Source organism: Streptomyces sp. NPDC005374, from assembly GCF_042872225.1.
Lineage (GTDB): Bacteria > Actinomycetota > Actinomycetes > Streptomycetales > Streptomycetaceae > Streptomyces.
Window position 1 is genome coordinate 25,885 of the sequence record NZ_JBIAKA010000014.1, and the last position, 12,850, is coordinate 38,734.

Annotated in this window: 15 protein-coding genes; 5 read left to right on the plus strand and 10 right to left on the minus strand. The window is 69.9% G+C overall.

Annotated elements, in window-relative coordinates:
- Nucleotide 1: 1 nt before the first annotated feature.
- Entirely contained in the window at nucleotides 2-634 is a 633-nt protein-coding gene (locus ACFYRX_RS31610; RefSeq protein ID WP_389107019.1) for a sulfite oxidase-like oxidoreductase, read from the minus strand.
- Between the two features lie 177 nt (nucleotides 635-811).
- On the opposite strand from ACFYRX_RS31610, the gene bfr reads away from it, so the two are divergent.
- The gene (gene bfr / locus ACFYRX_RS31615; RefSeq protein ID WP_007381448.1) at nucleotides 812-1,291 is read left to right on the plus strand and encodes a bacterioferritin; all 480 of its coding nucleotides are present in this window, start codon (nucleotides 812-814) and stop codon (nucleotides 1,289-1,291) included.
- Here the strand turns inward: bfr and ACFYRX_RS31620 are convergent.
- Nucleotides 1,288-1,539: a bacterioferritin-associated ferredoxin gene (locus tag ACFYRX_RS31620; protein ID WP_389107022.1), complete on the minus strand. Its 252-nt coding sequence runs from the start codon at nucleotides 1,537-1,539 to the stop codon at nucleotides 1,288-1,290. The two genes, bfr and ACFYRX_RS31620, sit on opposite strands and share 4 nt — an antisense overlap.
- A gap of 151 nt (nucleotides 1,540-1,690) precedes the next feature.
- On the minus strand, nucleotides 1,691-3,043 hold the full coding sequence (locus ACFYRX_RS31625; protein ID WP_389107025.1) for a class II 3-deoxy-7-phosphoheptulonate synthase: 1,353 nt from the start codon (nucleotides 3,041-3,043) through the stop codon (nucleotides 1,691-1,693).
- Nucleotides 3,044-3,139: 96 nt separating this feature from the next.
- Between ACFYRX_RS31625 and ACFYRX_RS31630 the strand changes: the two genes are divergently transcribed.
- Complete coding sequence (locus ACFYRX_RS31630) at nucleotides 3,140-3,196, plus strand: trp operon leader peptide (protein ID WP_073723848.1); 57 nt, start codon at nucleotides 3,140-3,142, stop codon at nucleotides 3,194-3,196.
- Between the two features lie 98 nt (nucleotides 3,197-3,294).
- Nucleotides 3,295-5,151: an anthranilate synthase family protein gene (locus tag ACFYRX_RS31635; RefSeq protein ID WP_389107028.1), complete on the plus strand. Its 1,857-nt coding sequence runs from the start codon at nucleotides 3,295-3,297 to the stop codon at nucleotides 5,149-5,151.
- Between the two features lie 13 nt (nucleotides 5,152-5,164).
- Here ACFYRX_RS31635 and ACFYRX_RS31640 read toward each other — a convergent pair whose 3' ends face one another.
- The 4 genes from ACFYRX_RS31640 to ACFYRX_RS31655 are packed head-to-tail and all read right to left on the minus strand — an operon-like array spanning nucleotide 5,165 to nucleotide 8,933.
- Nucleotides 5,165-6,193: a 6-phosphofructokinase gene (locus ACFYRX_RS31640; protein WP_389107031.1), complete on the minus strand. Its 1,029-nt coding sequence runs from the start codon at nucleotides 6,191-6,193 to the stop codon at nucleotides 5,165-5,167.
- A 53-nt stretch (nucleotides 6,194-6,246) separates the two neighbouring features.
- Nucleotides 6,247-6,921, minus strand: a complete 675-nt coding sequence (locus tag ACFYRX_RS31645; protein WP_389107034.1) for a response regulator — start codon at nucleotides 6,919-6,921, stop codon at nucleotides 6,247-6,249.
- The gene (macS, locus tag ACFYRX_RS31650; protein WP_389107036.1) at nucleotides 6,918-8,135 is read right to left on the minus strand and encodes a MacS family sensor histidine kinase; all 1,218 of its coding nucleotides are present in this window, start codon (nucleotides 8,133-8,135) and stop codon (nucleotides 6,918-6,920) included. Before macS ends, ACFYRX_RS31645 begins: the two co-directional genes overlap by 4 nt.
- Nucleotides 8,136-8,174: 39 nt before the next feature.
- Nucleotides 8,175-8,933: a lysophospholipid acyltransferase family protein gene (locus ACFYRX_RS31655; RefSeq protein ID WP_389107039.1), complete on the minus strand. Its 759-nt coding sequence runs from the start codon at nucleotides 8,931-8,933 to the stop codon at nucleotides 8,175-8,177.
- 144 nt (nucleotides 8,934-9,077) lie between these two features.
- Between ACFYRX_RS31655 and ACFYRX_RS31660 the strand changes: the two genes are divergently transcribed.
- Both ACFYRX_RS31660 and ACFYRX_RS31665 read left to right on the plus strand, forming a co-directional pair.
- Nucleotides 9,078-9,857 (plus strand): alpha/beta hydrolase, encoded by a 780-nt coding sequence (locus ACFYRX_RS31660; RefSeq protein WP_389107042.1) that lies wholly within the window; start codon nucleotides 9,078-9,080, stop codon nucleotides 9,855-9,857.
- Nucleotides 9,850-10,470, plus strand: a complete 621-nt coding sequence (locus ACFYRX_RS31665; protein WP_389107043.1) for a hypothetical protein — start codon at nucleotides 9,850-9,852, stop codon at nucleotides 10,468-10,470. Before ACFYRX_RS31660 ends, ACFYRX_RS31665 begins: the two co-directional genes overlap by 8 nt.
- 29 nt (nucleotides 10,471-10,499) lie before the next feature.
- Here the strand turns inward: ACFYRX_RS31665 and ACFYRX_RS31670 are convergent, their stop codons facing one another.
- The 3 genes from ACFYRX_RS31670 to ACFYRX_RS31680 form a co-directional block, all read right to left on the minus strand.
- On the minus strand, nucleotides 10,500-11,207 hold the full coding sequence (locus ACFYRX_RS31670) for an endonuclease/exonuclease/phosphatase family protein (RefSeq protein WP_389107045.1): 708 nt from the start codon (nucleotides 11,205-11,207) through the stop codon (nucleotides 10,500-10,502).
- A gap of 126 nt (nucleotides 11,208-11,333) precedes the next feature.
- On the minus strand, nucleotides 11,334-12,287 hold the full coding sequence (locus ACFYRX_RS31675; protein ID WP_389107047.1) for an ROK family glucokinase: 954 nt from the start codon (nucleotides 12,285-12,287) through the stop codon (nucleotides 11,334-11,336).
- Nucleotides 12,288-12,354: 67 nt separating this feature from the next.
- Nucleotides 12,355-12,837: a DUF5304 domain-containing protein gene (locus ACFYRX_RS31680; protein ID WP_389107050.1), complete on the minus strand. Its 483-nt coding sequence runs from the start codon at nucleotides 12,835-12,837 to the stop codon at nucleotides 12,355-12,357.
- Nucleotides 12,838-12,850: the final 13 nt, after the last annotated feature.

The window sequence follows — 12,850 nt, forward strand, 5'->3', positions numbered from 1 at the left end:
GTCAGAGCTCGGGCCCGTCCCCGGGCTCCTCCTGGTACGAGTACCGCTGTTCCTTCCAGGGGTCGCCGACGTTGTGATAGCCGCGCTCCTCCCAGAAGCCCCGGCGGTCGGCGGTCATGTACTCCACGCCACGGACCCATTTGGGGCCCTTCCAGGCGTACAGATGGGGGACGACGAAACGGAGCGGAAAGCCGTGTTCCGCGGTCAGCAGCTCCCCGTCCTTGTGGGTGGCGAAGATCGCGCGCCCGGACGAGAAGTCCGCGAGGCGGAGGTTGGAGCTGAAGCCGTACTCCGCCCAGACCATCACATGGGTGACCGCCGGCGCGGGCGGGGCGATGTCCAGGATCGTCCGCGCCGGGACGCCGCCCCACTCGGAGCCGAGCATGCTGAACTTCGTCACGCAGTGCAGATCACCGACGACGGTGGTGTACGGCAGGGCCGCGAACTCCTCGTGGTTCCAGCAGTGCTTCTCGCCGTCCGCGGTGGCACCGAAGACCCGGAAGTCCCAGCGCTCGGGGCGGAACCTGGGAACCGGGCCGTAGTGCGTGACCGGCCAGCCGCGCTGGATCCGCTGACCCGGCGGAAGCTCGGAGTGCGCCGCTGCTCCACTCTCACCCTCCACCGGCTGCCCCATGCCTTCCATCCTGACAGACCCGAGGCGATGCACCCGACCAGCCGCCCACCATTCCACCTCAAAATGGACTAAGCATGCCCTTACTTACTAAGTGAAGACTTACTGGACGATCTTCTTCGCCGGTGCAAGGATGCGGCGCAATCTGCCACTTCCCCACGGTCGGAAGGAGCCTCTGCGATGCAGGGCGACCCCGAGGTCATCGAATTCCTCAACGAGCAGCTCACGGGCGAGCTCACCGCGATCAACCAGTACTTCCTGCACGCGAAGATGCAGGAGAACTTCGGCTGGACGAAGCTCGCGAAGTACACGCGGCACGAGTCGTTCGACGAGATGAAGCACGCCGAGGTGCTCACCGACCGCATCCTCTTCCTGGAGGGACTGCCGAACTACCAGCGGCTGTTCCATGTGCGCGTGGGCCAGACCGTCAAGGAGATGTTCGAGGCGGACCGGCAGGTCGAGGTCGAGGCCATCGACCGCCTCAAGCGCGGTATCGAGGTCATGCGCGCCAAGGGCGACATCACGTCGGCGAACATCTTCGAGTCGATCCTCGCGGACGAGGAGCACCACATCGACTACCTCGACACGCAGCTGGAGCTCTTGGAGAAGCTCGGCGAGGCGCTGTACATCGCGCAGCTGATCGAGCAGCCGGAGAGCTAGGCGGCTTCTTCGAGTCCGGTGACGCCGGCGAGGTCGGCGAGGACCGGCCGGCCCTGGTCGGCCAGTTCGGGCCGGGGGCACGCGCCCCTGCCCAGGATGGCCTGGATCCGGCGTACGCACGATCCGCAGTCGGTGCCCGCCTTGCAGGCGGACGCTATCTGGCGAGGGGTGCAGGCACCGTCCGCCGCGTGCTTCTTGACCTGCTGCTCGGTGACGCCGAAGCAACTGCAGATGTACACGCGGTCCACCTCCCGCCGGATCCGATAAGTCGCGCCCGTCCCGAATAATCGGTGAGGCTAACCTAACCTTACCCGGCACTCAGGAGCCGCAAAAGTGCTGTGGGGCGTGGATCGCATGTGATCCACGCCCCACTTCACGCTCCTGTAACAGGTGCCCCGGTCACTGGTCCCTGTACATCTCCGCGACGAGGAAGGCCAGGTCGAGGGACTGGCTGCGGTTGAGACGCGGGTCGCAGGCCGTCTCGTAGCGCTGGTGCAGATCGTCGACGAAGATCTCGTCGCCGCCGCCCACGCACTCGGTGACGTCGTCACCGGTGAGCTCGACGTGGATGCCGCCCGGGTGGGTGCCGAGGCCCTTGTGGACCTCGAAGAAGCCCTTGACCTCGTCGAGCACGTCGTCGAAGCGGCGGGTCTTGTGACCGGAGGCCGCCTCGTAGGTGTTGCCGTGCATCGGGTCGGTGATCCAGGCCACGGTCGCGCCGGAGGCAGAGACCTTCTCGACCAGCTCGGGCAGCTTGTCGCGGACCTTGTCGGCGCCCATGCGGACGATGAAGGTCAGCCGGCCGGGCTCGCGGTCGGGGTCCAGGCGCTCGATGTACTGGAGCGCCTCCTCGGCCGTGGTCGTCGGGCCGAGCTTGATGCCGATCGGGTTGCGGATCTGCGAGGCGAACTCGATGTGCGCGTGGTCCAGCTGCCGGGTCCGCTCACCGATCCACACCATGTGCGCCGAGACGTCGTACAGCTGTCCCGAGCGCGAGTCCACGCGGGTGAGCGCCGACTCGTAGTCGAGCAGCAGCGCCTCGTGCGAGGAGTAGAACTCGACGGTCTTGAACTCCTCCGGGTCGGTCCCGCAGGCCCGCATGAAGTTCAGCGCCTGGTCGATCTCCCTGGCCAGCTGCTCGTAGCGCTGGCCGGAGGGGGACGACTTCACGAAGTCCTGGTTCCAGGCGTGCACCTGGCGCAGGTCGGCGTAGCCGCCGGTGGTGAAGGCGCGGACCAGGTTGAGCGTGGAGGCGGACGCGTTGTACATCCGCTTCAGGCGCTCGGGGTCCGGGATACGGGACTTCTCGTCGAAAGCGAAGCCGTTGACCGAGTCGCCGCGGTAGGTCGGCAGGGTCACGCCGTCGCGGGTCTCGGTGCCCTTGGAGCGCGGCTTGGAGTACTGGCCGGCGATCCGGCCGACCTTCACGACCGGCACCGACGCCGCGTACGTCAGCACGGCGCCCATCTGGAGCAGGGTCTTGAGCTTGTTGCGGATGTGGTCCGCGGACACGGCGTCGAAGGCCTCGGCGCAGTCGCCGCCCTGGAGGAGGAACGCCTCTCCCTTGGCGACGGCCGCCAACCGGGCGCGCAGCTGGTCGCACTCGCCTGCGAAGACGAGCGGCGGATACGACTCGAGGTCCGCGATCACTGCGCGCAGAGCCTCGGTGTCGGGGTACTCGGGCTGCTGCGCCGCGGGCAGGTCTCGCCAGGTGTTGCCAGCGCTCGCGCTGGTCTTAGCGTTCACGGTCACGCACTCCACATTACGGGGTCGTGTCGAGTCGTTTTCGCACGGCTCGACAGGTGAGACACGACCCCGCTCAAGTGCGCATGGGATAGGGTGCGTCGCATGTTCGCGCATTCGACCCAGACCTGGTGGTGGACCGCTCATCCGGCGGCCCACTGACTGCGCGTACGCAAGACTTCGCGAAGGCCGCCCGAGGGGCGGCCTTCGGCGTTTCCGGGGCCGTTCCTCACCGATACCGACATCGAGGTTGAGGAACCATGGACCTGACACAGCTTCTGCACGACCATCGCCCGTTCGCCCTGCTCCGCCGCCGCACGCCCGGCCACGACGACAGCACCGTGGAGCTGCTGCTCGGCCCCGTCACCACCTACGACCGTCTCGCCGACCTCCCCGACGAGGGCCTGGCGCTCGTCCCCTTCCGCCAGATCCGCGAGCGCGGCTTCGACGTGCGGGACGACGGGACGCCGCTCGCGGTGCTGACGCCCGAGGAGACACACACGCTGTCCCTCCGGGAAGCCCTCGACCAGCTCCCCACGCATGACGTCCGTGTCGTGAACGGCGGCTTCGACGTGGCCGACGAGGAGTACGCCGGGATCGTCGGGCGTGTCCTGCACGAGGAGATCGGGCGCGGCGAGGGCGCCAACTTCGTGATCAGGCGGACGTACGAGGGCGAGATCCCGGGGTTCTCCCGCGCCGACGCCCTCGCCCTGTTCCGGCGGCTCCTCGAAGGCGAGCGGGGCGCGTACTGGACCTTCGTCGTCCACACCGGTGACCGCACGCTCGTCGGCGCGAGCCCCGAGGTGCATGTGCGGATGACCGGCGGGACCGTCGTCATGAACCCGATCAGCGGGACGTACCGCTATCCCGACGGGGGCCCGACCCCCGAGCATCTGCTCGACTTCCTCACCGACGGCAAGGAGATCGAGGAGCTGTCGATGGTCGTCGACGAGGAGCTCAAGATGATGTGCACCGTCGGCGACATGGGCGGGGTCGTGATCGGACCCCGGCTGAAGGAAATGGCGCACCTCGCGCACACCGAGTACGAGCTGCGCGGGAAGTCCTCACTGGACGTGCGGGAGGTTTTGAAGGAGACCATGTTCGCGGCCACCGTCACCGGTTCGCCCGTGCAGAACGCCTGCCGGGTCATCGAGCGGCACGAGGTCGGCGGCCGCGGCTACTACGCGGGCGCGCTGGCCCTGCTCGGCCGGGACTCCGGTGGGGCGCAGACCCTGGACTCCCCCATCCTCATCCGCACGGCGGACATCTCCGCCGAGGGACACCTGAAGGTCCCGGTCGGCGCGACCCTGGTGCGCGGCTCGGACCCGGCGAGCGAGGTCGCGGAGACCCACGCGAAGGCGGCGGGGGTGCTGGCGGCTCTCGGTGTACGACCGTCCCGGCCGCGTGGGGAACACGCGCGCGTGGCTCTCGCCGACGACCCTCGCGTGCGTGCTGCCCTGGACGGGCGCCGCACTTCCCTCGCGCCGTTCTGGCTGCGGATGCAGGAGCGGTCCGACGAGCTCGAAGGGCATGCCCTCGTGGTCGACGGCGAGGACACCTTCACGGCGATGCTCGCGCATGTGCTGCGGTCCAGCGGCCTTGAGGTGACCGTACGGCGCTATGACGAGCCGGGCCTCAGGGAGACCGTCCTCGCCCACGAGGGGCCGCTGGTGCTGGGCCCCGGTCCCGGCGATCCGTCCGACCTGGACGACCCGAAGATGCGGTTCCTGCGGGAGCTGACCGCCGAGGTGCTCCGGGGGCACCGGCACGGGGTGCTGGGCGTCTGCCTGGGCCACGAGCTGATCGCGGCCGAGCTGGGCCTGGAGATCGTACGGAAGGAAGTGCCCTACCAGGGCGCGCAGGTGACGGTCGACCTGTTCGGGCGGCCGGAGACGGTCGGCTTCTACAACAGCTTCGTGGCGCGCTGCGACGACGAGGCGCTCACCGAACTCGCCGCACACGGTGTCGAGTTGAGCCGGGCCGGCAACGGCGAGGTGCATGCCGTACGCGGGCCCGGGTTCGCCGGCGTGCAGTTCCACCCCGAGTCGGTCCTGACGCTGGACGGCGCCACGGTCGTACGGGAGCTGATCGGTCAGCTGCGGAACACGACCGTGTAGGCGCCCGTTCGCGTCAGCCGAAGAACACCCCCACCTCCTCGTACAGTTCGGGGTCCACCGTCTTCAGCCGCGCCGTCGCCTCCGCGATGGGGACGCGGACGATGTCCGTGCCGCGCAGGGCGACCATCGTTCCGAAGTCCCCGTCGCGGACGGCGTCGATGGCGTGCAGGCCGAAGCGGGTGGCGAGCCAGCGGTCGAAGGCACTGGGGGTGCCGCCGCGCTGGATGTGCCCGAGCACGGTCGTGCGGGCCTCCTTGCCGGTGCGCTTCTCGATCTGCTTGGCCAGCCACTCGCCGACCCCCGACAGGCGCACATGTCCGAAGGAGTCGAGCGACTCGTCCTTGAGGACGACGTCCCCGTCCTTCGGCATGGCGCCCTCGGCGACAACCACGATCGGGGCGTACGACGACTTGAAGCGGGAGGTGATCCAGGAGCACACCTGGTCGACGTCGAAGCGCTGCTCGGGGATGAGGATGACGTTGGCGCCGCCCGCGAGGCCGGAGTGCAGGGCGATCCAGCCGGCGTGGCGGCCCATCACCTCACAGACCAGGACCCGCATATGGGACTCGGCGGTGGTGTGCAGGCGGTCGATGGCCTCCGTCGCGATGCCGACCGCGGTGTCGAAGCCGAAGGTGTAGTCGGTGGCGGAGAGGTCGTTGTCGATGGTCTTCGGTACGCCGACACAGGGCACGCCGTGCCGTTCGGAAAGCTCCGCGGCGACACCGAGCGTGTCCTCGCCGCCGATCACTATGAGCGCCTCGACCTCCCGCGCGGCCAGGTTGTCCTGGATCCGGCGGATGCCGTCCTCCTGCTTCAGCGGATTGGTGCGGGAGGAGCCGAGGATGGTGCCGCCGCGGGGCAGGATGCCGCGGACGGCCGGGATGTCGAGACGCACGGTGCGGTCTTCCAGTGGACCCCGCCAGCCGTCCCGGAAGCCGGTGAAGTCATAGCCGTACTCCTGAACGCCCTTGCGGACTATGGCCCGGATGACGGCGTTGAGGCCGGGGCAGTCGCCGCCTCCGGTCAGTACTCCGACGCGCATGGACAGTTCCCTTCGCCGCAGATGCCTGACGAAGGATCAGTGTGACGTGCGTCTCACTCGTCGTCGAGGCCTCGTTCGATGGCGTACCGGACGAGCTCGACCCTGTTGTGGAGTTGCAGCTTGCCGAGGGTGTTCTGGACGTGGTTCTGGACCGTGCGGTGGGAGATGACCAGGCGCTCGGCGATCTGCTTGTAGCTCAGGCCCTTGGCGACCAGGCGCAGCACCTCGGTCTCACGCTCGGTGAGCTGCGGGGCCTTCGGCCGGTCGGGGTCGGAGGCGGGCGCCGGGTCGGAGGCGAGGCGGCGGTACTCACCGAGGACCAGACCGGCGAGGCCGGGCGTGAAGACCGCGTCGCCGACCGCCGTGCGGCGGACCGCGTCCAGGAGTTCCTCGGTCGACGCCGACTTCAGCAGATAGCCGGTCGCGCCCGACTTCACGGCCTCCAGCACGTCGGCGTGCTCGCCGCTCGCCGACAGCACGAGGACGCGCAACGCCGGGTTGTGGCCGACGAGTTCCTTGCAGACCTGGACGCCCGGCTTCACGGGCAGGTTCAGGTCGAGCACCAGCACGTCCGGGCCCGCGGCCCTGGCCCGGCGCACGGCCTGTTCGCCGTCGCTCGCCGTGGCGACCACCTCGAAGCCGGACTCCGCCAGGTCCCGGGCGACCGCGTCGCGCCACATGGGGTGGTCGTCGACCACCATCACCTTGATCGGACCCTGGTCGCTCATCGCTGCCCTGCCTTCCCCCGTGAGACCTTCGGTATCTTCAGTTCGACCTCCGTGCCCTGCCCCGGAGGCGAGATCAGCTCGGCGCTGCCGCCGAGGTCACGCAGCCGGCCCCGGATCGACTGGGCCACCCCGAGCCGTCCCTCGCCCTCGGCCTGGTCGAGCCGCCCCTCGGGGATGCCGGGGCCGTCGTCCCGCACGGTCACGATCACCTCGTCGGGCTCGTCCTCGACGAGGATCCACGCGCGCGCGTGCTCACCGGCGTGCCGGTGCACGTTGTCCAGGGCGGCCCCGACGGCCGCGGCCAGCTCGCGCGCGGCGGGCGGGGGCAGCGGAACCGCGGCGCCGGGCTCGACGAGGGAGACCTTGGCCGAGGCGTACGGGGCGAGCAGCGCGCGCAGGTCGAGCGGGCCGTCATCGTCCGGCTCCTCGTCGACGACATGGACGACCGCGCCCTGCGCAGCGTCCCGCGAGACCCGGGAGACCGACGTCAGGCCGCCGGAGACCAGGGTGCGCAGCGCCACCTCCTGCTCACCGGCCATCCGGCCCAGCTCGGCGGCCTCGCCGCCCATGACCGCTCCCCGGCGCTGCACCATGGCCAGCACCTGGAGGACGCTGTCGTGGATGTCCCGGGCCAGCCGCTCCCGTTCCCGGGTCGCCGCCTCGATCTCCAGGGCGCGGGCGAGGGTGCGCTCGGAGGCGCGGGCGACCTCGACGACGTAGCCGATGGCGATGGAGGCGACCCAGACCAGGATCACGTTGTGGACGGTGTCGCGGGCCGGGTGGCCGCGCTCGATCAGGTTGGCGGCGGCGACCGGCGTGGAGGCGAGCGCGGCCCAGCGCCAGCCGCCCTTGATGGCGAACGCGAGGACGGAACCGGCGGTCCATATCGACGGCAGGGTGGGACCGCCGCTGTCGATGTGGTGGTCGTTGACGACCATCGGGGTCAGCACGATCCCGGTGACCGCGATGGCGAGGTCCACGGCGAGGAAGCGCTTGGTGCACGCGGCCGCGTTCTGGACGCGGGGCAGCGTGGCGAGCGTCCAGACGAACAGGACGACGTAGTAGGCGATGGCGATGCCGGGCCGGTCGAACTCGTCGTAGGCGGTGGCGAAGAGGCCGACCGCGTACAGCATGGTGAGCACCCGGTACCCGGTCAGCGCACGCCATAGGGGCTGCTCGACCGACATGCGCATGACGCGTACTTCTCTGGCCATCTCCCCCACCCCCGGCCCGGACCGCCGTGTCCCAGGATCCTAGGACGCGGAAGTACCGGGCTTGTCCTTCTCGGCCTTCACGACAGCCGCCTTGGCTGCCTTCTCGGCCTTGGCCGCTTCCGAGATCCGCCGCTTGGCGGCGGTCGCGTAGATGTCGACGTACTCCTGGCCGGAGAGCTTCATGATCTCGTACATGACCTCGTCGGTCAGCGCGCGCAGGACGAAACGGTCGTGCTCCATGCCCTGGTAGCGGCTGAAGTCCAGCGGCTCACCGATGCGGATGCCCGGGCGCATCAGCTTGGGCATCACCTTGCCGGGCGGCTGGATCTTCTCGGTGTCGATCATGGCTACCGGGATCACCGGGGCACGGCTGGCGAGTGCCACGCGCGCGAGGCCGCCGGGCTTGCCGCGGTAGAGGCGGCCGTCGGGCGAGCGCGTGCCCTCGGGGTAGATGCCGAAGAGCTCGCCGCGCTCCAGGACGTCGACACCGCTCTTGACGGCCGCCTCGCCCGCGCCGCGCGCGCCGGAGCGGTCCACCGGGAGCTGGCCGACGCCCTTGAAGAAGGCGGCCGTGAGACGGCCCTTCACTCCGGGTGTGGTGAAGTACTCGGCCTTCGCGATGAAGGTGACCTTGCGGTCGAGGACCGCGGGCAGGAAGAAGGAGTCGGAGAACGAGAGGTGGTTGCTCGCCAGGATGGCGGGGCCCTCGGCGGGAATGTTCTCGAGGCCTTCCACCCAGGGCCTGAAGGCGACCTTCAGCGGCCCGCCGATGGCGACCTTCATCGTGCCGTACAACAACCGAGTGCCTCCTGTTTTCGTGGATCAGACCTTAACCCGGGGACCTGGCAAACAGCCCGACGGCCCTGGTCGGTGTCAGTGCGGTCGCGTACGGTGAACCACACCTGGACTTGCTCACGCTTCTTTCATGAACAGGAGACCTAGGTGCCGGTCCTCCCCGGAGCCGAGCCGTTCCGCCATGAGGGCGGGGAGGCCGGTGTCCTTCTCTGTCACGGCTTCACCGGTTCCCCCCAGTCGCTGCGGCCCTGGGCCCAGCACCTCGCCGAGCACGGCCTGACGGTCTCGCTGCCGCTGCTGCCCGGACACGGCACCCGCTGGCAGGACATGGCACTCACCGGCTGGCAGGACTGGTACGCCGAGGTGGACCGTGAGCTGCGCGCCCTCAGCGAGCGCTGCACCTCTGTGTTCGTGGCGGGCCTTTCGATGGGCGGCACCCTGGCCCTGCGCCTGGCCGCCAAGCACGGCGACGCGGTGAGCGGTGTCGTGGTCGTCAACCCGGCCAACCGCATGCACGGCCTCGCACCGTACGCCCTTCCGGTGGCCCGGCACTTCGTCCGTACGGCGCCCGGGATCGCCAGCGACATCGCCAAGGAGGGCAGTGTCGAACTGGGGTACGACAAGGTGCCGCTGCACGCGGCGCACTCCCTGCGGACCTTCTTCCGGCAGGTCGACGGCGAGCTGCCGCAGGTCACCCAGCCGCTGCTGGTGCTGCGCAGCGCCCAGGACCATGTGGTACCGGCGGCCGATTCCGCGCGCGTGCTGAGCCGGGTGTCATCGACGGACGTAACTGAGGTCGTGCTGGAACAGAGCTACCACGTGGCGACGTTGGACCATGATGCGGAGCGGATTTTCGACGAGAGCCTCGCGTTCATCGGCCGGCACACCACCGGCATCGGCAGTGAAGGGACGGCCGCCCGTGGCTGAGCACGACTCCGAGCGCGAGGACCGCGAGGGCCACGAGCCGGACGAGCAGGGCGTTCCGTTCGACGAGCAGGCCGCGTGGGCGGCCATCGTCGCCGGGTACGGCGACGAGCCGCCGGACCCGCCGGGCACCAAGCCCTTCAAGTCGGTCGAGGATCTCGCGCTGCTGGAGACCGAGACGAACGACGAGCAGACGGCGGCGGAGACGGCGGCGACGCCGAAGAAGGACAGCCCCAAGAAGGACGGGCCGAAGAACGACGAGAAGCCGGCGAAGCCGCTGGGCGGTTCCGTCTCCTTCGCGCCCGGCGTCGGGCCCCGCGACTACAGCGCCCCGGACGCGTCCGAGGACGACTTCGAGGAGGACGACGAAGGGCACTTCGTCCCGCCGGAGCCGCCCCCGCTGCCGGCCGCCGACACCACCGCGAAGTTCGCGTGGCTGGGGGTGCTGGGCGGGCCGCTCATCCTGCTGGTCGCGGTGCTGCTCGGCTGGGAGATGACGTGGTGGCTGGCCACGGTGGGGATCGGTGGCTTCCTCGGCGGTTTCGTCACGCTGGTGACGCGGATGCGGGTCGACGACGAGGACGAGGACGGCCCCGGGCGAGGAGCCGTCGTCTAGTTCTGCTCAGGTCGCGGGGGTAGTTCCGCTCAGTTCGCGGGGATTTCGAGGGTGGCCAGGACCGGCAGATGGTCGGTGGCCGCCCTCAGGTCTTTCCCGGTGACTCCGGGGAGGTTCGTGGGGACTCCGCAGCCGACCACCTCGATGCCCTTCGTGGCGAAGATCGCGTCGATGCGCCGGGGCGGTCCGCTGCGGGTCCAGGTGTGTTCGCCGCCGCTGGGGCTGGTCGCCCAGCAGTCCTGGAGGTTCGTCGCCAGGCGGGTGAAAGTGCGGCTGCCGGGACGGTCGTTGAGGTCGCCGCCCGCGATGGCGTGGTCCACGCCCAGGCCGGCGAGACGGTCGAGGAGCATGCCTGCCTGGTCGTGGCGCTCACCCTCGTCGAGCGAGAGGTGACAGCTGAGCACGCCCAGCCGGGCGCCGGCGATGCCGATGACGGCTGTGGCGAAACCGCGGCGGTGCCGGCCCGGGGTGAGGGGAAGGAGGACGTCTTCCGTGCGTTCGACCGTGGCCCGCAGGTTGCACAGGATGGCCGGTCCGGCCGCGCTGCCGCCGCCGGTGAGGATGACCAGCCCCGATGCGGACGCCAGCCTTGCCAGCTTCTTGCGCCAGCGGAAGAAACGGGGGGCTTCCTGGATCAGGACGAGGTCCGGCTCGCAGGCACGGATGACTCGGGCCAGGGCGTCCGTGTCGTCTCGCATCGAGCGGATGTTGTAGCTCAGGACTCTGACGACAACCATGTGGATCAATGTACGCCCAAAGGGTCGGGGCGCGAGGATCGTCTGCGACTGCCGGTTCGTGGTGGCTTGTCGCGCAGTTCCCCGCGCCCCTGAGCACGCATGGTTGCCGCGTTCCGAGAAGCGGCCCTACATGACCGGGTCCGGCTCTCTCGCCAGGTCCGCAGCACCCACCAGGCCCGCCTCGTTGCCCAGTTGGGCCGCGATGACGTCGGCGACCGGACGCCAGTTGCCGCCCACCAGCCAGCGCTTGTAGGACTTGCGGATCGGGTCGAGGACCAGTTCGCCCTCGTCCGAGAGGCCACCGCCGACGATGAACGCGGACGGGTCGAACAGGGAGGCGAGGTCAGCGAGACCGGCGCCGGCCCAGCGGGCGAGCTCGCGGTAGGAGTCGACGGCGACCGGGTCGCCCTGACGGGCGGCCATGGAGATGTGCTTGCCCTCGATGCCGTCGGGACTGCCGTCGCCCAGACCGAGCAGGATCTCGGCGTTCTCGGGGGTGGCGTTGGCGCGCTGCTTGGCGTACCTCACCAGCGCCCGCCCCGACGCGTACTGCTCCCAGCAGCCCTGTGAGCCGCAGCCGCACAGGAGGCCGTCCGGGACCATGCGGATGTGGCCGAACTCCGCCGCCACACCGAAGTGACCGCGGCGCAGCTTGTTGCCGATGATGATGCCGCCGCCGAGGCCGGTGCCGAGGGTGATGCAGATGACGTTGCGGTGGCCCTTGCCGGCGCCGAACTTGTACTCGCCCCACGCGGCCGCGTTGGCGTCGTTCTCCACGACGACCGGGAGGCCGACGCGGGTCTCGACCTTCTCCTTCAGCGGCTCGTTGCGCCAGTGGATGTTGGGCGCGAAATAGACCTCCGAGCGCTGACGGTTGACGTAACCGGCGGCACCGATGCCCACGCCGACGATCTCGTGCCCGGCGCGCGCGCCCTCCACCGCCGAGGCGATGGCGTCCACGATGCCCTCCGGCGTGCCCGGGGTCGGCACCTTGTGGGTCGAGAGGATGTTGCCTTCCTCGTCGACCACACCGGCCGCGATCTTCGTACCGCCGATATCGACGCCGATGGTGAGTCCCATGAATCCCTCAGTTTCGGTCGAGCCCCGCTACGGCCAACCGTACCCGAGGCCCTGCCGTCAGGGGGTTTCAGTCCAAGTCGATGCGCTCGGGACCGGGGTCCTCGCCCTTGTCGCGCAGGGTGTCGTCAGGCCGGCTCCAGCGCTGCTCCTGCGCCTGGACCGCGGAGCGGTACGCGGCGAGGAGTTCGCCTCCCGCGGCGGCGAGGTGGTCGAAGACGTCCGGGTTGCGCTCGATGACCGGCTCGACGGCGGCCCTGGCCTGCTGGACGACCTGCTTGACCACCTGCTGGGCGGCGGGTCCGGCGATGCCACCGAGGAGCGGGGACTGGAGGCCGGACAGCTTCTCGGCGACGTTGTCCACGAGCTTGCGCAGTTCTTCGGCGGCCGAGCCCGGGGGCGGGCCGTACTGGGTGCGGCGGCGGGCCTTCTCCGCCGCGAGGTCCTCGGCGCACGCCGTCGACCACGCGTCGGCGTCGGTCGCCCGTACCTCGTCCACGGCGTCCACGGTCTCGTGATCGTCGGCGTCGGACGTGGGGAGCTCTTCGCTCATGACGGACTCCTGA

What these genes read in the sequence shown, in the direction of transcription:
- ACFYRX_RS31640 (WP_389107031.1), bottom strand. Translation starts at nt 6,193, where the DNA reads ATGCGCGTCGGAGTACTGACCGGAGGCGGCGACTGCCCCGGCCTCAAC.
- ACFYRX_RS31680 (WP_389107050.1), bottom strand. Translation starts at nt 12,837, where the DNA reads ATGAGCGAAGAGCTCCCCACGTCCGACGCCGACGATCACGAGACCGTG.
- ACFYRX_RS31635 (WP_389107028.1), top strand. Translation starts at nt 3,295, where the DNA reads ATGGACCTGACACAGCTTCTGCACGACCATCGCCCGTTCGCCCTGCTC.
- macS (WP_389107036.1), bottom strand. Translation starts at nt 8,135, where the DNA reads ATGGCCAGAGAAGTACGCGTCATGCGCATGTCGGTCGAGCAGCCCCTA.
- ACFYRX_RS31645 (WP_389107034.1), bottom strand. Translation starts at nt 6,921, where the DNA reads ATGAGCGACCAGGGTCCGATCAAGGTGATGGTGGTCGACGACCACCCC.
- ACFYRX_RS31610 (WP_389107019.1), bottom strand. Translation starts at nt 634, where the DNA reads ATGGGGCAGCCGGTGGAGGGTGAGAGTGGAGCAGCGGCGCACTCCGAG.
- ACFYRX_RS31675 (WP_389107047.1), bottom strand. Translation starts at nt 12,287, where the DNA reads ATGGGACTCACCATCGGCGTCGATATCGGCGGTACGAAGATCGCGGCC.
- ACFYRX_RS31670 (WP_389107045.1), bottom strand. Translation starts at nt 11,207, where the DNA reads ATGGTTGTCGTCAGAGTCCTGAGCTACAACATCCGCTCGATGCGAGAC.
- bfr (WP_007381448.1), top strand. Translation starts at nt 812, where the DNA reads ATGCAGGGCGACCCCGAGGTCATCGAATTCCTCAACGAGCAGCTCACG.